Raw genomic sequence first — 24,275 nt, 5'->3', positions numbered from 1 at the left:
GGATTGCCGCAAGTTTGCCACCTTCGCAGACGAACAATCAAATCGGCATCGATTGCGAAGGTCTCACGGTTTTGTCGCCTCACCTGTGAGTTTACGTGCCGTGAACACCGCGCCGCGGGCGCACCGCGATGAATTTCCGCAGTTACACGATGGCTACCGACGGGTAGCCGAGATGGCACTCGGGGCCGTCATCCCCACCACTGAGTGATCATCAGAATCGATGCAGTGAAGATCACCACAAGGCTCGACAGGAGTGCTGTGCCACCCGAGCGTCGATCCGCCGTCACCTGGGCGATCACGGCCACGAGCGCGGCGACGACGTGCGCGGCGACCGAGGTGGCGCCCGGGCCGGGGAAACCGCGGTCGCCGGCGAGGTACTGGGCCCCGCACACCACGAACGTCAGGACCAGCACCGCCCCGCACACCACACCGGAGAGAGCGCGGAGGGCGCGGACGGGCAGACTCGCGCGGCGCGATGCGGGTTCGTACGGATCGGCGTAGTACCCCTCGTCCGGGTAATACGGTTCGTTGTAGTACTCACTGTCGTAGTAGTTTTCGTCGTTCGGCGACCCGTACTCCTCGTCCGGATACCGCGCACCCCGTCGCCTCATCCCTCGAGCACCTCCACACCGGTCGCGCAGTCGAGCAACGCCTCGTACGCCGCCGGAGCCGTGGTGAAGCTGCCGAGCCTGATGGTCTTGTTGTCGCCGTGATAGTCGGACGATCCCGTGACGACGACCCCGAGCGACCGCGCGAGATCGCGCATCGTCCGCACATCCTGCTCGTCGTGATCGGGATGATCGGCCTCGACACCGCCGAGTCCGAGTTCGGCGAGTTCCTCGATGTGGTCGAGGGCGAGGAGCCGCCCACGCGCACGTGCCCGGGCGTGCGCCACCACCGGCACACCGCCCGCGGCCGTCACCATCTTCACGGCGTCGGCGAGCGGGGTATCAGCCTTCGGTACGTAGTAACGGCCGCGCGGCGACAGCAGCTCGGTGAAGGCGTCGGCCACCGTGGGCACCACACCGGCGGCGACGAGCGCCCGCGCCAGATGGGGCCGGCCCGCGGCGGGGCCCGCCTCGGCGAGCACTGCGTCGATGTCGATCGGCAGACCGTCGTCCGCCATCCGCACACCCATCGCCCGGATCCGCGACACCCGTTCGCCACGGAGCCGCTCGAGTTCGGCGACGAAGACCGGATCGTGCGGGTCGAACAGATAGGCCAGCAGGTGCACGGCGACCGGGGCGCCGTCCTCCCCGCGTCCCGTGCAGGACATCTCCATTCCCCGGACGAGACGCAGGCCCGTCGGCAGGGCTGCTGCGGCCTCGTCCCATCCCGCGGTCGTGTCGTGGTCGGTCAGGGCCACGACGTCGAGACCCGCCCGGGCAGCGGCACGGACCAGTTCCGCGGGACGGTCGGTGCCGTCCGATGCGGACGAGTGGGTGTGGAGATCGATACGCACGCCACCAGTCTGTCAGGTCGGCGGGCTAGCATGATTGGAGCTGCCCCGCCCGGTCCCCGTCGACGGGCGACCGCCCCGCCGCGGGCCTGCGACCGGGCCGCGTCCCAGCGGCATGCCGTGAGGAAGGACAACATGCCGCACCAGCCTTCTCGTGCCACCCGTCGCGGCCCCACTCCCCCGGTCCCCACCGAGCAAGCGGTGGTCGACTGCGCGGTCTACGTCGACGGGCACCGCCTGCCCGGCCGCTACAGCCACACCGAGGCGGTGGCAGAGGTACGTCGGCGCGGTACGGGATTCGTGTGGCTCGGGCTGCACCACCCCGACGAGAAGCAGATGACGAACGTCTCGCACACCTTCGGACTCCACGAGCTGATGGTCGAGGACGCCGTCCACGCCCACCAGCGCCCGAAGCTCGAGCGCTACGACGACGTGCTGTTCCTGGTGCTGCGCACCGTCAGTTACATCGAGCACGAGTCGGTGACGACCACCAAGGACATCGTCGAGACCGGCGAGATCATGTTGTTCACCGGCCCCGACTTCATCGTGAGCGTGCGGCACGGCGACCACTCCGAGCTCTCGCACGTGCGCAAGCGCCTCGAACGCGACCCCGATCATCTGTCCCGCGGTCCGGCGGCCGTGCTCCACGCGATCGCCGACCACGTGGTCGACTCCTATCTCGCCGTCACCACGGCCGTGCAACCCGACGTCGACGACATCGAGGAACTCGTGTTCACCCCCGACACGCGGATCGCGGTCGACCAGATCTACATGCTCAAGCGCGAGATCGTGCAGTTGCGCCGCGCCGTCGTGCCGCTCGCCGAACCACTGCAGCAACTCATCCGGGCGCCGGGCAACCCGATCCCGAAGGACGTCCGGCGCTACTTCCGCGACGTCGCCGACCACCACACCACGGTGTCCGACCGCATCGCGGCCTTCGACGAGACGCTCGGCACGCTGCTCGACGCGGCGATCGCGAAGGTCACCGTGCAGCAGAACACCGACATGCGCAAGATCTCCGCGTGGGTCGCGATCGCCGCCGTGCCGACGATGATCGCCGGGATCTACGGCATGAACTTCGATCGCATGCCCGAACTGCATTGGCAATACGGCTATTACGTCGTGCTCTCCGCGATCGTCGCGATCACCGTGGGACTGTTCGTCACCTTCAGGCGCAACAACTGGTTGTGACCACCGAACTCGACCGCCCCTCGACACGCGCTGCGCAGGCTGCGCGATCTCCTCGGCGCCACGTGCTCGCCGTCGCCCTCGCGCTGATCCTGCTGCAGACGATCCTCCGGACCGTGGTGGCCGCGACCGGCGAGTTCTACTGGGACGACCTGATCCTCGTCGGGCGCGCGGGGTCGTATCCGCTGCTGTCCGACGCCTTCCTGCGGTACGACCACGACGGTCACCTGATGCCCGCCGCCTTCCTCGTGGCGGGGATCGCCACGGCGATCGCGCCGCTGGAATGGTGGCCGGCGGCGGCCTCGCTCGTGATCGGTCAGTTGCTCGCCTCGCTGGCGGTGCTGCGGGTGCTCTGGTTGCTGCTCGGCCCGCGACGCGCTCTGTGGGGACCGTTGCTGTTCTATCTCCTCACGCCGCTGACGCTTCCGGCCTTCGCGTGGTGGTCGGCCGCGCTCAACGCGTTGCCGCTGCAGGCCGCACTGGCCTGGGTGGCGGGAGATGCGCTGCAGTACAGCAGGACCGGCCGGCGCCGTCATATCGTGAGCGCCCTCGTCGTCACCGCTGTGGCGCTGGTGTTCTTCGAGAAGTCGGTCCTCGTTCCGTTCGCCGCGTTCGCGACGGTCGCCCTCGCACACCACGTCGACGGACTCGTTCGGCCGATCCGCAGCACGTGGGCGCAGGCCCGGCCGTTGTGGCTCGGCTCGGCGGCCGTGCTGGTCGTGTGGGCGGTCTGTTACTCGACGATCGTCGAATCCCGGTTCGGGATCCCGCCGTGGTCGATGGTGGCCGGGTTGACCCATCACGGCATCTCCTACGGGCTGTTGCCGTCGCTGCTCGGGGGTCCCTGGGAATGGGAGCGGTGGAATCCGAGCCCGCCCTGGGCCGATCCCCCGCTCGTGCTCGTCGTGGTCGCGTGGCTCGCTGTCGCGGGCGCCGCAGCGTGGACGGTGCGCCGGCGACGGCGGACCGGGCCCGTGTGGTTCGCTGTGATCGCCTACATCCTGGCCTCGCTCGCGGCGATGATCAGCACCCGCTTCGGTCCGGAGACCACCTACGAACTCGCGCGCACTCTGCGCTACTTCGCCGACTCCGCCGTGGTCGTCGCGATCGCCGTGGCGCTGATCCTGCGCGCCCCGCGACGAGGCACGACGTCCCGTCCTCGTGCCGTGCGTGCGGCCGCCTGGACCTGCGCGGCCGTGTTCACCGTCGGCTCCCTGTGGTCGACCGCGACGTTCGCGCGCAGCTGGTCGGACAATCCGACGGGCGATTATCTCGGGGCGGCGAAGGCGGCGCTCACGGCCCGGCCCGACGAGCCCGTGCTCGATCACCCGGTGTCGGTATGGATCCTGCTGCCCGTCACCTACCCGCACAACCTGGTGGGGTCCGTCTTCTCCGCGCTGCCCGTCCGGTCCGACATCCGCGACCACGCGACCGACCTGTGGGTCCTCGACGATCTCGGTCACCGCACTCCTGCCGACCTGCTGCCGCTGCGCCTCGTCCCGCCCGGCCCCGAGCCCGACTGTGGCCATCGCGTCACCACCGACGCCGTCACGGCCGTGCCGCTCGATTCCCCCGCGGGCGACTGGGAGTGGACCGTGCAGGTGAACTACCGGGCCTCCGCCGACGGCACGATCGACCTCGGCTTCCCCGGCCGCGCATCCGTTCCGGTCCCCGTCACCGAAGGACTCGGGACGGTGTACGTCCGCGTCTCCGGGGACGGGTCGGCGTTGCAGGCGCGCTCGTCCACCCCCGGCACGACCGTGTGCCTCGGTGCCGGATCGCTCGGAGTGGTCGTGCCGCGGGGGTGACGGCGGGCCAGCGTGGCGCGTCCGAGCGCGCGGTCCGTGAGAACCGGGACGGTCACAGACGTGCTTGCGCCCGGCGCGGGTCGCTCAGGTCGATGCCCGCTTCCTCCCACGCCTCGCGCAGCGCCTCGGTTCCCTTCAGCCGCTTCCAGGCCGCCTCGGTACCGGTGATCGGGCGGGCCTCGAAGAAGTGGACCGGATCGGAGGGCTCGGGCAGTTCCAGCGACGGCACGTCGGCCGTCTCGAGCAACACCGCGGTGAACGGAGCGCCCGGCCACAGCGGCTCCCCGAGATCGAGCAGGGCGTCGTCGGTGAGGACCACGCCCTCCACGGCGGGCAGCGCAGCGAGCACCGCGAGGGTGCGGTGGACACCGGCGGTGACGCCCTCGTTGTCGCGCAGGCTGAGGACCAGTTCGGCCCGCGGCCCGCGCGTCGGGTCGGCCACCATGTCGGTCGGATCGCCCATCGGATGCCGTGAGCACCCCAGAGTGGCGTACCGCAGGAGCTCTGCACCACGGAAGCGGAGGACCTCGATCGGTTCGAGACCGAGGAAGGTCACCGACGCCGATTCCGGCTCCGGATCCCCCGGCACGGTCAGATGCTCGGTGAGGTGGCTGCGGACGGTGGCGAGAACTGCGTCGGTCACCCCTGCAATGTAGTCCCCGTCCCCGCACATGCGGTTCACACCCGGACCTGTGCACCGCGCGGTACCGTCGAAGCGTGGCTCGCGACACCGGTTTTCCGGTCTCCGATGCCGGCGACGATTTCGCCCGGCAACGCCGGCGCGCCGAGTACGCCCGGCTGATCGCATGGCTGCGCCGCGAACCGGCCGACGTCAACACGGTGCTGCCCTTCGACGACGTCGTCGCAGCCCTCGGACGCCTCGGTGAACGGCGACTCGGGTTGCAGATCATCGAAGTCGCCTCGATCGTCGGCAGCGTCGACCGCGCCGACGACTTCGACCGCCGTTTCCGCCCCACCTCGGCACGCCTGCGCGCCAGGTGGGAACGCATCGCGGCCGCGCGGCGGCGCGGCGAGGCCATGCCCCCGATCTCCGTGTACCGGGTGGGACCGATGCATTTCGTGCAGGACGGGCACCACCGTGTGTCCATCGCCTACGCGCAGGGCGACCGCACCATCGACGCCTACGTCACCGAGATCACCACGAAGGTGCCCGCGGAGGGAATCACCGCCCGTCCCGATCTCGTGCGCAAGGACCACTTCCGGATGTTCCTCGGCCGCGTTCCCCTGCACGGCGCCGAGCAGGACGCGATCCGCGTGTCCGACCCGTGGGGATACGCCGAACTGGCCGAGGCCGTCGAGGCGTGGGGTTTCCGGCTCATGCAGGATCTCGGCGAGTACCTCACCCGCGAGGAGGTCGCGCGTCGCTGGTACGAGGAGGAATTCGTCCCCGTCGTCGCGATGGCCCGCGAAGCGGGGATGTTGCGCTCACGCACCGACGCCGAGGTGTATCTGTGGATCGCGAGCGAGCGGTACCGGCTCGTGCGGCGGCACGTGTGGAGCGAAGAGATCGTCGACGAGCTCCGTAGCCGCGCACCCCGCTGACGGCTTCGGTGGATCCGGACCCGTTTTCCGGGGTCGGATCCACCGAAGCCGGTTTGTCAGAGGGTGACGTTCGCGCCGGTCTCCTGATCGAACAAGGCGATCTTCGCCCTGTCGAACCACAACTGCACGGTCCCGCCCTTGGTGGCCTGCGATTCCACCGACAATCGCGCGACCAGCGATTCGGCCGACATGTCGGCACCGGCGTCGGCGGCGAGTTCGTCGAGGTCCTTCGAGTGCACGCCCGGCCCCTCGGCCGTGAAGTACGCGAACTTGTCGGAGCCCATCGACTCGAGCACGTCGACCTCGGCGGAGAAGGTCACGCCCGTCTCCCGTTGGGTCGGGTCGAGCAGGTCGGTGTCCTCGAAGTGCTCCGGACGGATACCGACGACCACCTCGCGCGACGGATTGTTGCGACGCACGGTCTCCCACCGCTCGTCGGGCAACCGGAACTCGCCGAACGAGGTGCGGATCGAACCGTTCTCGATCTGCCCCGGAACGAAGTTCATCGACGGCGATCCGATGAAGCCGGCGACGAACAGGTTCCGCGGATGGTCGTACAACTCCTGCGGCGCCCCGACCTGCTGCACGATCCCACCGCGCATCACGACGACGCGGTCGCCGAGCGTCATCGCCTCGGTCTGGTCGTGCGTGACGTACACCGTCGTGGTCCCGAGACGCTTCTGCAGGCGCGCGATCTCGGTGCGCATCTGCACGCGCAGCTTCGCGTCGAGATTCGACAGCGGCTCGTCCATGAGGAACGCCTTGGGGCTGCGCACGATCGCACGACCCATGGCCACGCGTTGCCGCTGACCGCCCGACAGGTTGGCGGGCTTGCGGTCGAGATGCTGTGTGAGATCGAGGATCCGGGCCGCCTCGTCGACCTTGCGGGCGATCTCGTCCTTGGACACCTTCGCGAGGGTGAGCGGGAACGCGATGTTGTCGCGCACCGACATGTGCGGGTACAGCGCGTAGGACTGGAAGACCATCGCGATGTCGCGGTCCTTCGGTGCCCGCTCGTTGACACGCTCACCCGCGATGCGCAGCTCGCCGTCGGAGATGTCCTCGAGACCGGCGATCATGTTGAGCGTCGTGGATTTTCCGCACCCGGACGGGCCGACGAGAATGATGAACTCGCCGTCGGCGATCTCGAGATCCACGTCGCTGACGGCCTTCGCTCCGTCCGGATACTCCTTCGTCACCTTGTCGAGCACGATCTCGGCCACGATAGTTATCCCTTCACTGCGCCGGAGGTCAGTCCGGCGACGATTCGACGTTGGAAGATCAGGACGAACACGATGATCGGGATCGTGATGACGACGGCCGCCGCCGCGATCGAGCCGGTCGGTTCCTCGAACTGCGATGCACCCGTGAAGTTCGCGATCGCGGCGGGTGCGGTGATGGACCGCTCGGTGGAGGTCAGCGAGATCGCGAACAGCAGGTCGTTCCAGCAGAAGATGAACACCAGGATCGCCGCCGTGATGATGCCGGGAGCGGCGAGTGGGGCCACGACCTTCCGGAACGCCTGACCCGGTGTCGCGCCGTCCATCTTCGCGGCCTTCTCGAGTTCCCACGGGATCTCCTTGAAGAAGGCCGACAGGGTGTAGATCGCGAGCGGTAGCGAGAAGGTGATGTACGGCAGGATCAGCGCCGCCCACGTGTCGAACAGTCCGAGGCCACGCATGATCTCGAACAGCGGGCTGACGAGGGAGATCTGGGGGAACATCGCGATGAGCAGCGCCACGCCCACCAGAATCTTCTTACCGGGGAAGTCGAGCCGGGCGATCGCGTAGGCGGCCATCGTCCCGAGGATCACCGCGATGACCGTGGCGATCAGGCCGATGCCGATGGAGTTGATCAGCGCGCTCGTGAACGCGTCGGTGCGGAAGATGCCGCGGTAGTTGTCGAGCGTCCACTGCTGCGGGATGAACCGGCCGTCCTGGATGGTGCCGGGCGGCTTGAACGACAGGCTCGCGATCCACAGCACCGGGACGAGTGCGTAGAGCAGGACGATCAGGTTCACCGCCGACCACGACAGGGTCCGTTTCCTGGTCTCGGCCATCATCGGCCCCCTTCGTCCGAGCCGGGCGCGGATGCACCGAACAACTTGATGAACACGAACGCGATGATCGCGACGCACAGGAAGATCAGGACGCTGATCGCCGACCCGATGCCGAGGTTGAAGGCCCGGAACAGATTGTCGTAACCGAGGATCGACACCGATCCGGTGCCGTTGGCACCGCGGGTGAGGACATAGATGTTGTCGAAGATGCGGAAGGCGTCGAGCGTGCGGAAGAGCAGGGCGACGAGGATCGCCGGTTTCATCAGCGGCACGATGATCCGCACCAGACGTGTCCACGCTCCGGCGCCGTCGACCTGCGCCGCCTTGAGCAGATCGTCGGGGACGAGTGCGAGGCCGGCGAGGAGCAGCAGTGCCATGAACGGCGTGGTCTTCCACACCTCGGCGAGCACGATGATCGCCAGGGACGGGATCTGGTCGGTGAGCGGGGCGCTGCCGTCGGGCAGCAGGTTCGCGAGATAGCCCGTGCCCGGGGTCCACGCGTAGTACCAGCTGTAGGCGGCGGCGACGGTGACGATGCCGTACGGGATCAGCACCACCGTGCGCACGATGCCCTTGCCGACGATGGTGCGGTGCATGACGAGTGCGATCGCGAGGCCGAGCACGAACTCGATCGCGACGGAGACCAGGGTGACGAGCGAGGTGACCATGAAGGCCTGCCACCAGAATCCGTCGCTGAGCACCGCGATATAGTTCGACAGTCCGACGAAGCGCCGTTCGTCGGGGAAGCGCAGATCGTAACGCTGCAGACTGAGCCAGACGGCGTATCCCACCGGATAGGCCGTGACGGCGAGCATCACGATCGCGGCGGGTGCGACGAGCAGCAGACCGAGTCGCCGTTCGGCCTTCTTCCCCTCGGACAGCGCTGCTTTCGTCTTCGTCGACGGTTCCTTCGGGGTCTCGTCGGTCGGTGTCGATTCGACGGCGGTCACGGGATCAGTCCTTCCGAATTGACCGCCTTGCGCACCTGCTCGGCGAGTTCCTCGACGGTGCGGGGCGGATCGATCTGGTCGACCGGGTTGAGGGTGGCCGTCACCAGTGTCGAAATGCTCTGGTAGGCCGGTGAAGCGGGACGCACCGCGGCGTTCTCGAGACCGGCGCGGACCTCACGCCAGGCCGGATAGGCCTCCTGGAAATCGGGGTCGTCGTACAGCGCCGCGAGCGTCGGCGGCACGCCGCCACCGATGGCGTTGTTGCGCTGGTTCTCCTCGTTGCGCAGGCACTGCATCGCTTCGAACGCGAGATCCGGGTGGGTACTCGTGCGGGCGACGGCGATGTTGAACCCGCCGATGGTGACCTGGGCGGGCTCGCCGGGGGTCACCGAGGGGTACGGCGCGGGAAGGAAATTCTGCTCACCGTCGACGGTGAGGACCGTGTTGCCGGTGTTCTCCGAGGTGACATTGCCGTTCTCGTCGATGAAGGGCAGGGCCCCCTCGTTCTCCATGATGCCCGGCAGGACGAACGGCCAGTTGACCTGGAACGCGGTGCGCCCGCTCTCCATACCGAGACGGACGGCCGCCTCGTCGGCCTGGTTCAGGGAGGGATCGGCGCCGGGCGCGGTCGCAACGCGCTTCATGATGTCGAGCGCGGTCACCGCCGCGTCGTTGTCGGTGAGGGTGACGGTGACACCGTCCTCCCCCACCACCGAGCCTCCGGCGCTCGAGAGCAAGGTGTTGAACCACACCATCAGCCCCTCGTACTGCCGGCCCTGCACACCGATCCACGACGGCCGGCCCTCCTCGGCGAGGCCGCTCGCAATCTCGATCATCTCGTCCCAGGTCTCCGGAGGTTGCCCGTCCGGCATGAGATCCTTTCGGTACCAGAGCAACTGGGTGTTGGTGTTGAGCGGTGCGGCGTACAGCCGGTCCTGCCAGGTCGCCGATTCGAGGGGACCTTCGAGGGTGCCCTCGGAGACCGCAGCTGCAACATCGTCGGGCAGCGGCAGCGCCCACCCGGCCTCGGCGAACTCGGCCGTCCACACGACGTCGAGGGTCATGAGGTCGAGCCCCGGGTCGTTACCCGTCAGCCGCCGCGCCAACTGCAGTCGCTGGTCGTCGGCGTTCTTCGGAAGTGTCCTCTGCTGCACGCGATATCGGCCGCCCGCCTCCGCGGTGCACACCTCCGCGGCCTGCGCGTACTGCTCGGCACCGTCGGCGGCCGTGTAGAAGGACAGGACGACACCCTCGTCGTCGCTGCCGCACGCGGCCAGCCCCGACGCCAGGAGCACAGCAGCCGCGGAAGCTGTGACCGCTCGGCTCGTCCGCCGACTCTTGCCCGACCGTCTCATGCGCGACTCCGCTCGCATCGGGGACCTCGTGATCCGACGATAACGCCCGTACCGGCCAGCCGTAGCAAAACGAGCAGGGCGTACATCCGGAACGGAATCGGCACGACGACGAGGTCAGAAGGAGGTCCCCGAGAAGGGTGCCTGGGGCCAGGAGAACAGCAGGTCAGCGGTGTCGACGGCCTCGGGCCGGTGCACCCGGGCGCGCCCCGCGTCGACCATCCGGTGCCAGCCCTGCCGGCCGAGCAGGAGCGCACCGAGGTCGGCGATGTCGATCGTCAGGTCGGCCGGTCCCGCGGTGCGCGCCACGCCGTCGGCGGAGATCTCGAAGACACCGGCGTTGTCGGTCAGCACCGGATCGGTCACCTCCACGGTCACCGAGCCGAAGCCTCGGTAACTCCGCGCCGACAGCGCCCGATCGAGGTCGAGGATGCGCAACCACGTCTCGTCCGAGACCGAGCGGAAGTGCACGGCACGCGCGTCGCCGAGCATGAGCGGGAGTTGGTCGTCCTGCGGAAGTGCCGCGAACCGCAAGGTGTCGACCAGGTCGAGGTCGAGCAGGAACCGGATCAGGCCGGCGTACGCCGCGGGCGAGGGGGCGAAGAAGTCGTCGACCACGACGGTGCGGTTGTGACTGGTGAACCACCCCTGCGTGTCGACGGGGTGGTACCGGACGAAACCGTCCTCCTGTCCCGGTTCGCCGTGCACCGCCACGTACATCGGATCGGTGAGCGAGTCGGCCCGCCACCGGCGCGAGTTCCACCAGTACTCCGACCGATCGATCATGCCGGGGCGCGGCGGCAGATGACGGGAATGGATCTGCGCCAGCACGGCCCACGCCTCCGGATAGGTCAGCAGACGCACCGCTCCGGACTCGGGCACGTCGGGACGCAGTGCGCACCACGCACGTCGACGTCGACGGACACCGAAGTCGAGGCGACGCCGTAGCCGAACCGGCCGTAGATGGTCGCTTCGGAGGCACGCAGCGTCGCGAGGATCTCACCGCGGTCGCGCGCGTCGCTCAACTGCCGGTGCACGAGTCCGGAGATCACGCCGCGACGCGTGTGGGTGGGCAGCACACCGATGTGGGTGACCGCCGCGTGCGGCACCCGGGCGCCGCCGGGCAGGGTGAGATTTCCGCTCGTGGCGTCGACTGTCCCAACGAGCATGCCGTCGAGGAAAGCACCCCACGTGCGGCCGGCCTCGAGGTAGCGGCTCACCGCCCCGTCGGGAACCTCGGGCCACGAGGGCAGACCCACCATCGCCGTGCGGAACAGCGCGGACGCCTCCCGCAGTTCGGCTTCCGACTCCAGAACTCTGATCTCCGGTTCCGTTCGCTCGCCCATGGAACGACACTATCGACCGCGAACTTGCACCGCGGGTGAACGGCCGTGACGTTCGGTACACCGGCTCCGGGCGGGTAGGTTTCCAGCGTGCGACGCGAGTGGGATCCAGCAGACACCGGGGTGCTGCAGCTGCCCTCCGGCCGACTCGTGCGGGGACGCGGGATGCGCAGACCGGTGTTCGGCGAGCCGTTTCCCGACTTCGGGGTGTATCTCCTCGGCCGCCCCCCGGCAGCACCGTTCGAATGGGAGTCGCGGTGGATCCACTGGCCCGACTTCCGCACGCCACGCGACCCGGAGGACGCTCTCGCCATCCTGTACGAGGCGTGGATCCGCGCGGGAAGACAGCGGGTGGAGATCGCGTGCGGGCGTGGACGCGGCCGCACCGGCACCGCACTGGCGTGCCTCGCCGTCCTCGACGGGCTCTCCCCGGAGGAGGCGGTCGACTTCGTTCGGCGGCACTACCATCCGCGCGCGGTCGAGACGCCCTGGCAGCGCAAATTCGTCGCGCACGCGAAGGCGCATTCCTGACAGCTCAGTTCTTCGTCCGGGCGAGGTCGACCTCGGCGGCCGAGACGGCACGTTCGGCGGCGACCACCCGCTTCTTCGCCTCGGCGGCGGCGCGGCGCGCGAAGGTGCGTTGCTGCTCTGCGTGTTCGAGCTTCGCCCGCAGCTCGGCGACCTCCTCCTCGTGACGGGCCAGCTCCTGCTCTGCCGCCGACGCGGCTTCGCGCGCTTCCTCGGCCGCGTTGTGCGCCGAGTCGAGAGCGGCAGCGGCCTCGTCGATCTCCGCCTCGCGAGCCGCCTGGTCCGCCTTCTCACGCTCCGTGGGTTCGCGCTCGCCCTTGCTCTTGCGTGCAGACTTGCCCGCTGCCGTCCGGTCGTCCTCGTCGTCCTCCTCCGACCCTCCGCGGACGACGGTGAGCGGCATGGCCGACAGGTCGCCGAAACCGTCGGACTCGACGATCGCGTCGAGCCGGCCCTGCCGGACCTGCTCCCCGATGTCGGGATCCGACAACGCGGCGTTGAGGGTGCGCCCCACCTCTCGCAGTGCGCTCTCCGAGACGGTGCGGCCGCGGTCGGCGGCGAGCCGACCCGCGTCGCGCTCGAGCGCGGCGACCACCCGGCGACGCTGCTCCGACAGTTTCCGCATCTCGCTGCCGGACAGTCGTCGTTGCGCGGTGCGCAGGGCGGATCCGATGTCGAGCAACGCCGCGAGTTCGTCGGCCCGTTCGCGGGCGAGCAGGTTGACCATCCAGGCCGCGACCGTCGGTTTGCGCAGTCTGCCGATGGCCGCCGTCAGCTCGCGGTCGCCCGCTTCGCGTGCCTGCGCCGCGAATTCGGAGCGGGCCGCCACGAAGTCTCCTGGGTCGAGGCCGTAGAGGGCATCGGCCACCGAATCGAGGTCGGGCATGGGATCGACAGTAGTGGCGCGAGGCCGATCACGACGAGTGCCGTTCTCGGCGAACGCGCGACCGCGAGACGATCAGATGGCGAGCTTGGCGAGGATGTCGCGCGCCTTCTCGGCGGTGGGCGGCTGGCACAGCACGTCGTAGCGGCCGGCGACGAGCTGCATGGTGGACGAGAAGTCGCGCTGACCGCGGGTCGCGGCGTACGGGATGCTCGCCGAGATGAGGCCGAAGATGATGCCGCCGACGAGGCCGACGAGCAGCGGGCCGAGGAAGTCGGTGGAGAAGATGCCGAGCAGGAGACCGAAGAACACGCCGAGCCATGCGCCCGAGACGATGCCGCCGCCGATCACCTTCGGCCACGTGAGCCGACCGGTGACCCGTTCGACCTGCATGAGATCGACACCGACGATGGTGACGTCCTCGACGGAGAAGTTCTGATCGGCCAGGTGGTCGACCGCCCGTTGCGCCTCGGCATAGGTCGGGTACGAACCGACGGGCCAGCCCGTGGGAGGTGTCGGCAGACCGGGTACCTGGCGACCGGGTCCGAGGGGATTCGTCATGTCGTTTCGGCTCCTTCGCGATGCACGCCGACGGTCGCGGCGCCGGTCTCCATTCTGCCTCGACAGGGACCGGCACGCCGCGATGGTTCGCCCGATATGTTCTTTTCCCTGGTCGTTCCCGTCAGGAGGCCGGCGGCTCGAACTTCTGGGTGCGCTGCAACCCCGCGGCCCGGCCCTTCGCGGAGATCACGAGGGCCATCTTCCGGCTCGCCTCGTCGATCATCTCGTCACCGAGCATCGCGGCACCGCGGGCGCCGCCCTCGGCCGAGGTGTGCCACTCGTAGGCGTCGAGGATCATCTCGGCCTTGTCGTAGTCCTCCTGCCGGGGGCTGAAGACCTCGTTGGCCGCGTCGATCTGGCTCGGGTGCAGCACCCACTTGCCGTCGAAGCCCAGGGCGGCGGTGCGCTGCGCCGACCGGCGGAAGGCGTCGACGTCGCGGATCTGGAGGTAGGGACCGTCGATGGCCTGCAGCCCGTGCGCACGCGCGGCCATGAGGATCGTCATGAGGATGTGGTGGTAGGCGTCGCCGACGTCGTAACCCTCGGGCTGCTCACCGACGACGAGGGTGCGCATGTTGATGCTCGCCATGAAGTCTGCCGGACCGAACACGAGTGTCTGCACGCGCGGGCTCGCCGTCGCGATCTCGTTGATGTTCGTCAACCCGATGGCGTTCTCGATCTGCGGTTCGATACCGATCCGTCCCGCCTCGAGACCGTGGGCCTTCTCGACCTGCGTGAGGAGCAGGTCGAGCGCCTTCACGTGGCTCGCGTCGGGCACCTTCGGCAGCAGGATCGCGTCGAGATTCGCGCCGGCACCACCGACGACCGTCGCGACGTCGAGATAGGTCGCGTCCGTGGTCCAGTCGTTGACGCGCACGACCTTGATCTGGTCGCCCCAGCCGTCCTCGTTCAGAGCTTCGACGATGGTGCTGCGGGCCTGCTCCTTGGCCAGCGGCGACACCGCGTCCTCGAGATCGAGGAAGATCTCGTCGGCGGGAAGGCCCTTGGCCTTGTCGATCATCTTCCGGCTGCTGCCGGGAACCGCGAGTACCGATCTTCGGGGCCTGAACGAAAACGACATGACCTGACCAGACCTCCGAGTTCCGGGAACAGCGTGGGCACGCTCTAGCCTGGCAATCATGGCAGCAGTGAGCAAGGTCTTCGTCGCGCGGCTGGCCGGACTGGTCGTTCTCGGCCCCGACGGCGAGTCCATCGGCCGCGTCCGCGATGTCGTGCTGACCATACGAGTGGGACGTCAGCCGCCTCGTGCGCTGGGGCTCGTCGTCGAACTGCCCACCCGCAAGCGGATCTTCGTCCCGATGCTGCGCGTGACCGCGATCGAACCCGGCGCGGTCACCCTCGTCACCGGCAACGTCAGTCTGCGCCGGTTCACGCAGCGACCCTCGGAGGTGCTCGCCCTCGGTCAGGTCCTCGATTCGCGTGTGCGCGTCGACGACCCGGAGCTGCCGGACCTGATGGGTGTCGACGCCGTCGTGGTGGATCTGGGGCTCGAGCTCATGCGCACCCGCGACTGGGTCGTCGCCCGCGTGGCGGTGCGTCGCCATCGCGGCCGGCTCGCGCGCCGCTCCCCCATCCACATCGTGGAATGGCCGCACGTGCACGGACTCACCCAGCAGGCACTGTCGATGCCCGGGCAGGGTGTCGCGCAGTTGCTCCTGCAGTTCGAGGACATGCGCCCGCCGGACGTCGCGAACGCCCTGCGCGACCTACCGATCAAGAGACGCACCGAGGTCGCCGCGGCGCTCGACGACGAACGCCTCGCCGACATCGTGCAGGAGCTACCCTCCGACGACCAGACCGACCTGCTCACCCAGCTCGGCCTCGACCGGGCGGTCGCGGTGCTCGAGGCGATGGATCCCGACGACGTCGCCGACCTCCTCGGTGAGCTGCCCGCAACGGACGCCGAGTCGTTCCTGCAACGCATGGACCCCGAGGACTCCGAGCCGGTGCGCCGCCTGCTCGAGCACTCCCCCGACACCGCCGGCGGTCTGATGACCCCCGAGCCGGTCGTGCTGACGCCGGCGACCACGGTGGCCGAAGCGCTCGCCCGCGCCCGTAATCCGGATCTGAGTCCGGCCCTGGCGTCGATGGTCTTCGTCGTGCGGCCGCCCACCGCGACACCCACCGGCAAGTACCTCGGCTGTGTCCATCTGCAACGATTGCTCCGGGAACCGCCTGCGAGCCTGGTGGGAGGGGTCGTCGACGACGACCTGCCGCGCCTGGCCCCCGACGACGCCCTGACCACCGTCACCCGGTACTTCGCGACGTACAACCTGGTCTGCGGTCCGGTGGTGGACGACGAGGGGCACCTGCTCGGCGCGGTGAGCGTCGACGACGTGCTCGACCATCTGCTGCCGGAGGACTGGCGCGAGGAGGACATCGAGGATGAGTGACCGCAGCACGCAGGGCCGCTCGCGCCTCGAGACCCCACAGGCGTCGAGGTTCCGCTTCAACTTCGACGCCGAGGCGGTGGGCCGGGTCAGCGAGTCGATCGCCCGGTTCCTCGGAACGGGCCGTTATCTCGCCATCCAGACGATCGTCGTCATCGTGTGGATCGCCCTCAACATCGCCGCGGTCGGACTGCAGTGGGATCCCTATCCCTTCATCCTTCTCAACCTGGCCTTCTCGACGCAGGCCGCCTATGCGGCGCCGTTGATCCTGCTGGCGCAGAACCGGCAGGAGAACCGCGACCGCGTATCTCTCGAGGAGGATCGCGCCCGCGCCGAGCAGACCAAGGCCGACACCGAGTTCCTGGCACGCGAACTCGCGGCTCTGCGACTCGCGGTGGGTGAGGTCGCGACCCGCGACTATCTGCGTCGCGAACTCGACGATCTGCGCGCCCTGCTGATCGACGACGAGAACGAGGACGACGCCGGCACTCCACGCACCCGCGGGCCCCGTCACTGAGGGACCCCGTCCTGTTGTCCGGCACGCCCCGTTGCACACAACCCGACACCCTTCTGTAACCTTCGTCACATCAGTCGGACGGACGATCGGAGGAGGGTGATCGCGTGCGGTGGAAGGTCGCGCTGGCGATGCCGGTGATCGTCGCTGCCGGACTCGCGGCGACAGCGTCGTCGGCGACGGTGGTGGCGGAGACGACGTCCGCCGAGACCGAGCCGAGCGCCGCTCCGGCGGTGGGCGTGCTCCCCGGCGAGGTGCGCGACGCGCAACCGCTGCGCAGCCCGAGCGACCCGCTCACCCAGCTTCCGCCCGAAGCCGTGGCCGCGGCAGGGGGTGCGGCGGCCCTCGGCGACGGGCCGCTCGCGATCCCCGAACTCGTCTTCTACGCCTATCGCGCGGCCGAGATGCAGCTGGCCATCGACTCTCCCGAGTGCGGCCTGCCGTGGAATCTGCTCGCCGCCGTCGGGCGCCTGAACTCCGGACACGCGGACGGGGGACGCACCGACATCCTGGGCACGCTGACCGCGCCGGTCGTCACCCCGGAGGGGCTGCTCGGGCCGATGCGCCTGGCCCCCGCGGTGTGGGAGCAGTACTCGGCCGACGGCAACGCGGACGGCACCGCCGATCCACAGAACATCTTCGACGCGACCCTGGCCGCCGGTGCCCGGATGTGCGCGGAGGGCGGAAACCTGCGCGAGCCGGACGGGGAGGCGCGGGCGGTGGCGTCGGTCGATCCGTCACCGGACTATCTGGCGAACGTCCGGCACTGGTCCGGTGCGTATTCGAAGGCCGCCGAGGTGGCTCCCGCCGATCTCGCTCCGATCCCGGCGCGGCCCGTTCCGAACGCCGCGGATGTCGCGGCCCCCGCTCCGGCTCCGGCGGTCACCGCGCCCGCTCCGGAGGCGACACCTCAGCCGGCCCAGCAAGCGCCCGCCGACACTCCGGCTCAGCAGGCACCCGAACAGAACATCCCGGCTCCGCCGCCGATGCCGGAGTTGCCCGAACTCCCCTGCCTGGTGCCCGCCTTCTGCGAATAACTCCCGGCACACACGTGAGGTGACGCCACTCGCGACACGCGTGTCGTCATCTTCTTCTTTCACCCCACCCGACCTACCGGACCAGCACGGACGGGCCACAGCAGTACGCATACACCCCCGTTACATCACGTTTGAGTAACGGAAAGGCATCGAATGCTGTAGCCTCGGCCCGGCACGTAACGAAGGTGTCTCGTTCCGAGGCACCCGAGGGAGGGTTATCCATTGGGCCGCCACGCCAAACCGTCGGATTCGAAGCTTCGGCGAAATTCCGTCATCGCGATGACCGGACTCGTTCCGGTCGGACTGGTCGCCGCAGCCGCGACCACCGCGGGTGCGTCGCCGCGAGCGCTGATGGGTGCAGCTCACCACGAGACCGAGCCGACGGCGTCGTCGACCGACTCGACCGACCTCGCGAACGCGATTCCCGAAGCGGTCGCCGCCGTGCAGACGATCATGCTCGAGCCCGAACCGGCACCCGTGCGCACCTTCAAGGCCGCCCCCCAGCCGGAACCCGAGCCCGAGGTCCTCCACGAGGGCCCCCTCGGCATCCCCGGCATCAACTACGCCGCCTACCGCAACGCCGAGCGCATCCTCGCCGAGGAGAATCCCGCCTGCGGCATGCACTGGACGCTCCTCGCCGGCATCGGCCGCGTCGAGTCCGGACACGCCAACGGTGGTCATGCCGACGCCAAGGGCAACCTGCTCGAGCCCGTCATCGGACTGCCGCTCAACGGCAGCCTGCCCGGCCAGGCCGTCATCCACGACACCGACGGCGGCGCCCTCGACGGCGACACCGTCTACGACCGCGCGGTCGGGCCGATGCAATTCATCCCCACCACGTGGAACCAGTACGCGGGCGACGGCAACGGCGACGGAGTCTCCGATCCCCAGAACCTGTACGATTCGACGCTCACCACCGCGAAGTACCTGTGCGACGGTGGCCTCGACATGCGCAACCTCGCGCACTCGACGAAGGCGATCCACCGCTACAACAACTCGATGGCCTACGTGGCGAACGTGCTCGCCTGGTCGACGGCCTACTCCACCGGCATCGACCCGAGCCCCGCGGATCTCCCCCGCATCCACTGAGGTCCGGAGAGGGTCGTCGGGTCACCCCGGACCGAAGGCGGTCGTCGGGTCACCGTCGACCCGTATCCGGTCGCGAGCGGCGTGCCGCCTACCATGGGCGTCATGGCAGTCAGTGAGTCCGACGTCCGCAGTGCGCTCGCACGGGTCCAGGACCCGGAGATCCGCAAGCCCATCACCGATCTCGGAATGGTCAAGAGCATCGAGATCGGCGCCGACAGCAGCGTCGATGTGGCGATCTATCTGACCACCGCCGGGTGCCCCATGCGCACCGAGATCTCGGAGCGCGTCACCAAGGCCGTCGCCGACGTCGCCGGCGTGGGCGAGGTCCGGGTGACCCTCGACGTGATGAGCGACGAGCAACGCACCGAGCTCCGCAAGTCGCTGCGCGGCGACTCCACCGAGCCCGTCATCCCGTTCGCCCAGCCCGGTTCGCTCACGCGCGTCTACGCGGTGGCCTCCGGCAAGGGTGGTGTCGGCAAGTCGTCGGTCACCGTCAATCTCGCCGCGGCGATGGCCGCGCGCGGACTGTCGGTGGGTGTGCTCGACGCCGACATCTACGGTCACTCGATCCCCCGCATGCTCGGCACGTCCGCCAAGCCCACGCAGGTCGAGCGGATGATCATGCCGCCGATCGCGCACGACGTGAAGACGATCTCCATCGCCCAGTTCACCGAGGGCAACACCCCGGTGGTGTGGCGTGGCCCGATGCTGCACCGCGCGCTGCAGCAGTTCCTCGCCGACGTCTTCTGGGGCGACCTCGACGTCCTGCTCCTCGACCTGCCGCCCGGCACGGGTGACGTCGCCATCTCCGTCGCGCAGCTGATCCCCAACGCCGAGATCCTCGTCGTGACGACGCCGCAGCAGGCAGCCGCCGAGGTCGCCGAGCGCGCCGGTTCCATCGCGCTGCAGACGCGTCAGCGCATCGCCGGCGTGGTGGAGAACATGTCGTGGCTCGAACTGCCCGACGGCACCCGAATGGACGTCTTCGGCAGCGGCGGCGGTCAGGCCGTCGCCGAGCGGCTCACCCGCGCGGTGGGCGCGACGGTGCCGCTGCTCGGCCAGATCCCGCTCGACCCGGCAGTGCGCGAGGCCGGCGACTCCGGTACCCCGATCGTCCTCGCGGCGCCCGACTCGGCACCCGCGGTGGCGCTCGAGGAGATCTCCGACAAGCTCGCCGTGCGCAGGCGCGGACTGGCCGGCATGTCGCTGGGAATCGACACCACGCGTCACCTGTAAGAACCCGATATCGATCGAGCCCCCGCCGTGCTTCACGGCGGGGGCTCGATCGTAGGAAAGCTGTCAGGTGGCGTCGGGATCGATCGGCGGCTTCTCGTCCGGAGCGAGCGGCTTCGACAGGTTCGGCCGGGCCGCGCCGTTGGTGGGCGTTCCCGGAGCCGCCGAGGACGGCTTGTCGAAATTGCCGGTGAGGATCGAGTCGTCGCCGTCGAGCAGATGCTTCGTGATCACGGCCCGCGGTGTCATGCCGCGCAGCTGGTTCAGCTCGGACAGCGGTTGCCGCAGGTCGTCGAACTCCGGTCCGAGTTCCTGCTCGAGCTGGTCGCGCGCACCCGTGGCGTAGTCGCGTACCTGACGCAGCGACTTGGCCACCCACGAGACGGCGCCGGGGAGGCGCTCCGGGCCGAGGACCACGAGGGCCGCCACGATGAGTACCAGGAACTCGCCCCAACCGATGTTGCCGAACACGCATCCAGGGTACGTGGTCTCGTCCGGATCGCAGCACCTACGTGGAAGGTCACATCACACGGCTGGGACGTTCTGTCCGAGACAGGGCCGCTCAGTCGGAGACTGGGGTGACCTCGACGTCGACGAGGCGGCCGTTGCGCACGAGCTGGACGGTGATCGGTTCGTCGATCTCCTGCTGCTGGACCGCCACGACGAGCTCGTCGGCGCTGGTGACTTCGCGGTCGCCGACCTTGACGATGACGTCGCCCTCGACGATGCCGGCGCGCTGGGCCGGGCTGTCCTGACGGACGTTGGCGACCTCCGCGCCGCTCGCGACGTCGTTGACCACCGAGCGTGCGTTCACGCCGATGTCGGGGTGCCGCATCTCGCCGGTGCGGATCAGCTCCTGCGCCACCTCGGTGACGTCGTCGATGGGGATCGCGAAGCCCAGGCCCACCGAACCGCCGGTCTCCGACTTGATCGCGGAATTGATACCGATCACGCGACCCTCCATGTCGATGAGGGGGCCGCCGGAGTTGCCGGGGTTGATCGAGGCGTCGGTCTGGACGGCGTCGATCACCGCGTCGGTGTCGGTGCCCTGCCCGCTGAGCCGCATGGGCCGGTGCAGCGCGCTGACGATGCCGCGGGTGACGGTCTTGCTCAGGCCGAGCGGCGAACCGACCGCGACGACGTCCTCGCCCACCTGGACGTCCTCGGAGCGGCCCAGCTCGGCGACGACCAGGTTGTCGACGTTCTCGACGGCGAGCACGGCCAAGTCGGTCTTGATGTCGCGTCCGACGATCGAGGCGGGCACCTTCGTGCCGTCATCGAAGGTGACCTGTACCTTCGCATCGGGATTGCCGGCGGCCATCGAAACGACGTGGTTGTTGGTGACGATGTAACCGGCACCGTCGATCACCACGCCCGAGCCGGTGCCGGCGTCGCCGCCGACGGTGGTCTGGATGGAGACGACCGCGGGCAGCACGGTGTCGGCGACACGCGCGACCGCGCCGGTGGGCAGTTCCTCGTCGGGACCCGACTGGCTCAGCGTCACTCCGCGACTGGTCAGCGAACCGTTGTCGGCGGTCGCGAGCGCGACGACGAGTCCGCCGACCATGCCGATCACGACAGCCACAGCGGCCAGGGTCGCGAGTGCGCGGGGTTGGACGCGGCGGTCGAACAACACCTCACGCAGGGTCAGTCCGGGAGCCGGAGGAAGTTCCTTCTCCTCGGTCTGCCCGGCCAGGGGCGGACCGAGCCGCACCGCTGAGTCGGGGTCGCGCCAGGGATCGGGTTCGGTGTCGTCCTCGGTCTCGGCCGCGGGCTGCGAAGGGGGACGCTGGAGCGTCTCGTCGACGTCGGACGGCCGTCCGTAGGCCTCGGCCAGGATCGCATCGGTCGGAGGTGCCTGCTGGACGCGCGGGTCGACGACGCGGGGATGGGCCGAGGAGTCGAACGATCCCTCGGCGCCGGCCGGGCGCCCGAAGACACGGGCCGATGCCGGGTCGACGGTGGGCCGGTAGACGGGCCGCGGTTCGAGACGGGGAGCGTCGTCGGGGCGCGCGATCGCTCCGTCGGGGAGACCCGACGAGGCGTTGCCGGACGAGCCTCTGCCGGACGAGTCTCCGCCCGAGGAGTCCTTACCCGACGAGGCATGGGGCAGCTCGTCGTCGCGACGACGATCGTCGCCGCCCCGCCGTCCGGTGTGCTGCGCAGATTCGGCCGTCACGCGTGCCCGTCTCCCCCGTCTAGGTCCGTCACGCAGCCCAGTATCACCGATGGCATCGGATCACCTGTTACCGCCCGTCCGGTCACCGGCGCCGGAGAATCGACCAGCGGCGCGCGGCGAAGCCTTCCTCCGCCTGAGGGCGCGGGGTCGGGTCGCACAGGTGGGACGGGATGTTGCTGAGCGTACCGCGCAGTGAACTCGGCATACGCGGTATGTGATCGGCAGCGGACCGCAGTGCGTGGCGGGCCTGCTGCTGGGCTTCGACCTCGGCGGCACACTCCGGACACATCGACAGATGCTGGGCGGCCCGCATGTAGGCCGCCATGCGCAGTTCGCCGTCGACGAATGCGGCAATTGCCTCGCTGGCGAGGTGTTCCGTGGAGCCGAACCTGCGAGGTGGTTGCACCATCGTCATGACTACCTCCCGGCGGCTACCCCGCATCGACGCGACCGTTTTCGACCTTTCCATGCTCGCGCAGGTACTCGCGGAGTGCCTGGCGGCCTCGGTGGATACGACTACGCACCGTACCGAGTTTCACCCCCAGTGTGGCACCGATCTCCTCGTAGGACAGACCTTCGATGTCACAGAGCACCACCGCGGCACGGTACTCGGGTCCGAGCGAGTCCAGAGCGGACTGCAGGTCGGCGCCGAGACGCGCGTCGTGGTAGATCTCCTCGGGGTTCGGCCCTGCGGCCGGTACACGATCGTAGTCCTCCGGGAGCGCTTCCATCCGGATGCGGTTCCGGCGGCGCACCATGTCCAGGAAGAGGTTCGTGGTGATGCGATGCAACCAACCCTCGAAAGTGCCGGGCTGGTAGTTCTGCAACGACCGGAAGACGCGGATGAAGGTCTCCTGCGTGAGATCCTCGGCGTCCTGGGCGTTGCCGGAAAGACGGTAGGCGAGGCGGTAGACGCGGTCGCCGTGCTCACGAACGAGTTCGTCCCACGACGGCATGGCCGCGTGGTCCCCGGTGGCGTCGAACGCCGCGGTGCCGCTCAGGTCCGCCTCGAGCGCCGCGGTGCCGCTCAGGTCCGCCTCGAGCGCCGCGGTGCCGCTCAGGTCCGCCTCGAGCGCCGCGGTGCCGCTCAGGTCCGCCTCGAGCGCCGAGGCGTCGTTCTCGGGAACAGTGTGGGCTCGGGTCATGTGGATCGGTGGATCCTCCTCGTCGGGACCGCAGTGGTACTGGCTTCAGGGCCTATCAACACTCGATCTGCAGGGAATATTCCTTCACAGGAGCGTTCCCCGAGAGCGGTGCGTCCTCGAAGTCGTGAACCGGTGCGATCGTCCGGTTCGCCGATTGTCAGTTTTCCTCGCGGCGATGTGGCCGCCGTATGAGTAACCTGAAACGTCCCTGAGAAAATCGGTTCGGGCGTGGTCATCCGCCTGAATCACACAACTGGCGGCACCACTCCGTGCGCGCCTGCCTGCGCGAACGGATCGCCGAGGATAGCCTCAGTGAGGTGCAGACCAACGCCGATCGCATCCTGACCCACGCCGAGAACATCGTCGTCGAGGACGACGAGCTCGCCGCGGCGCGTGACCGTGCCGAAGATCTGGGCGCCGACCCGGTGTCCCCCTCCGTCGGAGCCGCCCTCGCGATGTTCGCCCGCATGCTCGACGCCAGGACGGTAGTGGAGATCGGGACCGGTGCGGGTGTGAGCGGACTGTGGTTGCTGCACGGCCTCCGCGAGGACGGCGTGCTCACCACCATCGACAGCGAGCCGGAGCATCAGCGGGCCGCGAAGATCGCCTTCCGCGAGGCGGGTGTCGTGGCGTCGCGCACCCGGCTCATCAACGGCCGCGCGCTGGACGTGCTGCCGCGACTCGCCGACTCCGGCTACGACATGGTCTTCGTCGATGCGACCCCGGCCGACCATCCGCACTTCGTGCGCGAAGGGGTGCGTCTGCTCCGGCCGGGTGGGGTGATCGTGCTGCACAACGCCCTGCTCGACGGACGCGTCGCCGACCCCGCTGCCCGCGACGCAACGGTGCTCGCGGTGCGCGAGGCGACCCGCGCGGTGTCCGACGACGAGCGTCTCGCTCCGGTGGTCCTGCCGCTCGGCGACGGCCTGCTCTGCGCGGTGCGCCTCAGCTGATCCGCGCAGCCGCCTCCGGG

At 69.1% G+C, this 24,275-nt stretch carries 24 protein-coding genes and 1 pseudogene; 10 read left to right on the top strand and 15 right to left on the bottom strand.

What is annotated here, in order from left to right:
• Window positions 1–188 precede the first annotated feature (188 nt).
• Window positions 189–611 carry a hypothetical protein gene (locus tag ACQR3U_RS07385; protein WP_006554312.1) on the bottom strand — a complete coding sequence of 141 codons (423 nt, stop codon included), beginning with the start codon at window positions 609–611 and terminating at the stop codon, window positions 189–191.
• On the bottom strand, window positions 608–1,462 hold the full coding sequence (locus tag ACQR3U_RS07380; protein ID WP_006554311.1) for a PHP domain-containing protein: 855 nt from the start codon (window positions 1,460–1,462) through the stop codon (window positions 608–610). The genes ACQR3U_RS07385 and ACQR3U_RS07380 overlap by 4 nt, the downstream gene beginning before the upstream one ends.
• Window positions 1,463–1,594: 132 nt before the next feature.
• Here ACQR3U_RS07380 and ACQR3U_RS07375 point away from each other — a divergent pair, with 132 nt between their 5' ends.
• Both ACQR3U_RS07375 and ACQR3U_RS07370 read left to right on the top strand, forming a co-directional pair.
• A complete protein-coding gene (locus ACQR3U_RS07375) occupies window positions 1,595–2,650 on the top strand; it encodes a magnesium and cobalt transport protein CorA (RefSeq protein ID WP_037215783.1) in 1,056 nt (351 codons plus the stop codon).
• Window positions 2,647–4,455 carry a hypothetical protein gene (locus ACQR3U_RS07370; protein WP_230810094.1) on the top strand — a complete coding sequence of 603 codons (1,809 nt, stop codon included), beginning with the start codon at window positions 2,647–2,649 and terminating at the stop codon, window positions 4,453–4,455. The genes ACQR3U_RS07375 and ACQR3U_RS07370 overlap by 4 nt, the downstream gene beginning before the upstream one ends.
• Before the next feature lie 52 nt (window positions 4,456–4,507).
• On the opposite strand, the gene ACQR3U_RS07365 is transcribed toward ACQR3U_RS07370, so the two are convergent.
• Window positions 4,508–5,098, bottom strand: coding sequence for a suppressor of fused domain protein (locus tag ACQR3U_RS07365; RefSeq protein WP_024103453.1), 591 nt, complete (start codon window positions 5,096–5,098; stop codon window positions 4,508–4,510).
• A 74-nt stretch (window positions 5,099–5,172) separates the two neighbouring features.
• On the opposite strand from ACQR3U_RS07365, the gene ACQR3U_RS07360 reads away from it, so the two are divergent.
• The gene (locus ACQR3U_RS07360) at window positions 5,173–6,018 is read left to right on the top strand and encodes a chromosome partitioning protein ParB (RefSeq protein WP_230810093.1); all 846 of its coding nucleotides are present in this window, start codon (window positions 5,173–5,175) and stop codon (window positions 6,016–6,018) included.
• 56 nt (window positions 6,019–6,074) lie between these two features.
• Here the strand turns inward: ACQR3U_RS07360 and ACQR3U_RS07355 are convergent, their stop codons facing one another.
• From ACQR3U_RS07355 to ACQR3U_RS07335, 5 genes and pseudogenes are all read right to left on the bottom strand, one after another.
• Window positions 6,075–7,241, bottom strand: coding sequence for an ABC transporter ATP-binding protein (locus tag ACQR3U_RS07355; protein WP_024103451.1), 1,167 nt, complete (start codon window positions 7,239–7,241; stop codon window positions 6,075–6,077).
• A gap of 5 nt (window positions 7,242–7,246) precedes the next feature.
• The gene (locus ACQR3U_RS07350; RefSeq protein WP_006554305.1) at window positions 7,247–8,077 is read right to left on the bottom strand and encodes a carbohydrate ABC transporter permease; all 831 of its coding nucleotides are present in this window, start codon (window positions 8,075–8,077) and stop codon (window positions 7,247–7,249) included.
• A complete protein-coding gene (locus ACQR3U_RS07345; protein WP_112320150.1) occupies window positions 8,077–8,958 on the bottom strand; it encodes a carbohydrate ABC transporter permease in 882 nt (293 codons plus the stop codon). Before ACQR3U_RS07345 ends, ACQR3U_RS07350 begins: the two co-directional genes overlap by 1 nt.
• Before the next feature lie 65 nt (window positions 8,959–9,023).
• Window positions 9,024–10,382, bottom strand: coding sequence for an ABC transporter substrate-binding protein (locus tag ACQR3U_RS07340; protein WP_064060620.1), 1,359 nt, complete (start codon window positions 10,380–10,382; stop codon window positions 9,024–9,026).
• A 114-nt stretch (window positions 10,383–10,496) separates the two neighbouring features.
• Window positions 10,497–11,725, bottom strand: a pseudogene (locus tag ACQR3U_RS07335) (GNAT family N-acetyltransferase).
• 87 nt (window positions 11,726–11,812) lie between these two features.
• Between ACQR3U_RS07335 and ACQR3U_RS07330 the strand changes: the two are divergent.
• Window positions 11,813–12,253, top strand: coding sequence for a protein-tyrosine phosphatase family protein (locus ACQR3U_RS07330; RefSeq protein ID WP_019288067.1), 441 nt, complete (start codon window positions 11,813–11,815; stop codon window positions 12,251–12,253).
• 4 nt (window positions 12,254–12,257) lie between these two features.
• Here ACQR3U_RS07330 and ACQR3U_RS07325 read toward each other — a convergent pair whose 3' ends face one another.
• The 3 genes from ACQR3U_RS07325 to ACQR3U_RS07315 form a co-directional block, all read right to left on the bottom strand.
• Window positions 12,258–13,136 (bottom strand): hypothetical protein, encoded by an 879-nt coding sequence (locus ACQR3U_RS07325; protein ID WP_006554300.1) that lies wholly within the window; start codon window positions 13,134–13,136, stop codon window positions 12,258–12,260.
• 72 nt (window positions 13,137–13,208) lie between these two features.
• Window positions 13,209–13,694: a general stress protein gene (locus ACQR3U_RS07320; protein WP_006554299.1), complete on the bottom strand. Its 486-nt coding sequence runs from the start codon at window positions 13,692–13,694 to the stop codon at window positions 13,209–13,211.
• A gap of 121 nt (window positions 13,695–13,815) precedes the next feature.
• A complete protein-coding gene (locus ACQR3U_RS07315) occupies window positions 13,816–14,775 on the bottom strand; it encodes an HpcH/HpaI aldolase/citrate lyase family protein (RefSeq protein ID WP_006554298.1) in 960 nt (319 codons plus the stop codon).
• Between the two features lie 58 nt (window positions 14,776–14,833).
• Here ACQR3U_RS07315 and ACQR3U_RS07310 point away from each other — a divergent pair, with 58 nt between their 5' ends.
• The 5 genes from ACQR3U_RS07310 (at window position 14,834) to ACQR3U_RS07290 (ending at window position 19,981) form a co-directional block, all read left to right on the top strand.
• Entirely contained in the window at window positions 14,834–16,108 is a 1,275-nt protein-coding gene (locus tag ACQR3U_RS07310) for a magnesium transporter MgtE N-terminal domain-containing protein (protein ID WP_006554297.1), read from the top strand.
• A complete protein-coding gene (locus ACQR3U_RS07305; RefSeq protein WP_006554296.1) occupies window positions 16,101–16,622 on the top strand; it encodes a DUF1003 domain-containing protein in 522 nt (173 codons plus the stop codon). Before ACQR3U_RS07310 ends, ACQR3U_RS07305 begins: the two co-directional genes overlap by 8 nt.
• A 104-nt stretch (window positions 16,623–16,726) precedes the next feature.
• Window positions 16,727–17,656, top strand: coding sequence for a hypothetical protein (locus tag ACQR3U_RS07300; protein ID WP_230810092.1), 930 nt, complete (start codon window positions 16,727–16,729; stop codon window positions 17,654–17,656).
• A 222-nt stretch (window positions 17,657–17,878) separates the two neighbouring features.
• The gene (locus ACQR3U_RS07295; protein ID WP_230810091.1) at window positions 17,879–18,745 is read left to right on the top strand and encodes a lytic transglycosylase domain-containing protein; all 867 of its coding nucleotides are present in this window, start codon (window positions 17,879–17,881) and stop codon (window positions 18,743–18,745) included.
• A gap of 102 nt (window positions 18,746–18,847) precedes the next feature.
• Complete coding sequence (locus tag ACQR3U_RS07290; protein ID WP_024103442.1) at window positions 18,848–19,981, top strand: Mrp/NBP35 family ATP-binding protein; 1,134 nt, start codon at window positions 18,848–18,850, stop codon at window positions 19,979–19,981.
• A gap of 63 nt (window positions 19,982–20,044) precedes the next feature.
• On the opposite strand, the gene tatB is transcribed toward ACQR3U_RS07290, so the two are convergent.
• The 4 genes from tatB to sigE form a co-directional block, all read right to left on the bottom strand.
• Window positions 20,045–20,449, bottom strand: coding sequence for a Sec-independent protein translocase protein TatB (gene tatB, locus ACQR3U_RS07285; RefSeq protein ID WP_064060624.1), 405 nt, complete (start codon window positions 20,447–20,449; stop codon window positions 20,045–20,047).
• A gap of 91 nt (window positions 20,450–20,540) precedes the next feature.
• Window positions 20,541–22,157, bottom strand: coding sequence for a S1C family serine protease (locus ACQR3U_RS07280; RefSeq protein WP_039586307.1), 1,617 nt, complete (start codon window positions 22,155–22,157; stop codon window positions 20,541–20,543).
• A gap of 82 nt (window positions 22,158–22,239) precedes the next feature.
• Window positions 22,240–22,572, bottom strand: coding sequence for an anti-sigma factor family protein (locus tag ACQR3U_RS07275; RefSeq protein ID WP_019288062.1), 333 nt, complete (start codon window positions 22,570–22,572; stop codon window positions 22,240–22,242).
• Between the two features lie 16 nt (window positions 22,573–22,588).
• Entirely contained in the window at window positions 22,589–23,302 is a 714-nt protein-coding gene (sigE, locus tag ACQR3U_RS07270; protein ID WP_414896295.1) for an RNA polymerase sigma factor SigE, read from the bottom strand.
• A gap of 317 nt (window positions 23,303–23,619) precedes the next feature.
• Between sigE and ACQR3U_RS07265 the strand changes: the two genes are divergently transcribed.
• Window positions 23,620–24,255 (top strand): O-methyltransferase, encoded by a 636-nt coding sequence (locus ACQR3U_RS07265; protein WP_006554288.1) that lies wholly within the window; start codon window positions 23,620–23,622, stop codon window positions 24,253–24,255.
• Window positions 24,256–24,275: the final 20 nt, after the last annotated feature.

Origin of the sequence: Rhodococcus sp. IEGM1339 (genome assembly GCF_050321925.1) — a bacterium.
Classification (GTDB): domain Bacteria; phylum Actinomycetota; class Actinomycetes; order Mycobacteriales; family Mycobacteriaceae; genus Rhodococcus; species Rhodococcus pyridinivorans.
This window is presented reverse-complemented; position numbering and strand designations above follow the sequence as displayed.

What these genes read in the sequence shown, in the direction of transcription:
- ACQR3U_RS07385 (WP_006554312.1), bottom strand. Translation starts at nt 611, where the DNA reads ATGAGGCGACGGGGTGCGCGGTATCCGGACGAGGAGTACGGGTCGCCG.
- ACQR3U_RS07375 (WP_037215783.1), top strand. Translation starts at nt 1,595, where the DNA reads ATGCCGCACCAGCCTTCTCGTGCCACCCGTCGCGGCCCCACTCCCCCG.
- ACQR3U_RS07350 (WP_006554305.1), bottom strand. Translation starts at nt 8,077, where the DNA reads ATGGCCGAGACCAGGAAACGGACCCTGTCGTGGTCGGCGGTGAACCTG.
- ACQR3U_RS07340 (WP_064060620.1), bottom strand. Translation starts at nt 10,382, where the DNA reads ATGAGACGGTCGGGCAAGAGTCGGCGGACGAGCCGAGCGGTCACAGCT.
- ACQR3U_RS07325 (WP_006554300.1), bottom strand. Translation starts at nt 13,136, where the DNA reads ATGCCCGACCTCGATTCGGTGGCCGATGCCCTCTACGGCCTCGACCCA.
- ACQR3U_RS07320 (WP_006554299.1), bottom strand. Translation starts at nt 13,694, where the DNA reads ATGACGAATCCCCTCGGACCCGGTCGCCAGGTACCCGGTCTGCCGACA.
- ACQR3U_RS07315 (WP_006554298.1), bottom strand. Translation starts at nt 14,775, where the DNA reads ATGTCGTTTTCGTTCAGGCCCCGAAGATCGGTACTCGCGGTTCCCGGC.
- ACQR3U_RS07310 (WP_006554297.1), top strand. Translation starts at nt 14,834, where the DNA reads ATGGCAGCAGTGAGCAAGGTCTTCGTCGCGCGGCTGGCCGGACTGGTC.
- ACQR3U_RS07305 (WP_006554296.1), top strand. Translation starts at nt 16,101, where the DNA reads ATGAGTGACCGCAGCACGCAGGGCCGCTCGCGCCTCGAGACCCCACAG.
- ACQR3U_RS07290 (WP_024103442.1), top strand. Translation starts at nt 18,848, where the DNA reads ATGGCAGTCAGTGAGTCCGACGTCCGCAGTGCGCTCGCACGGGTCCAG.
- ACQR3U_RS07275 (WP_019288062.1), bottom strand. Translation starts at nt 22,572, where the DNA reads ATGACGATGGTGCAACCACCTCGCAGGTTCGGCTCCACGGAACACCTC.
- sigE (WP_414896295.1), bottom strand. Translation starts at nt 23,302, where the DNA reads ATGACCCGAGCCCACACTGTTCCCGAGAACGACGCCTCGGCGCTCGAG.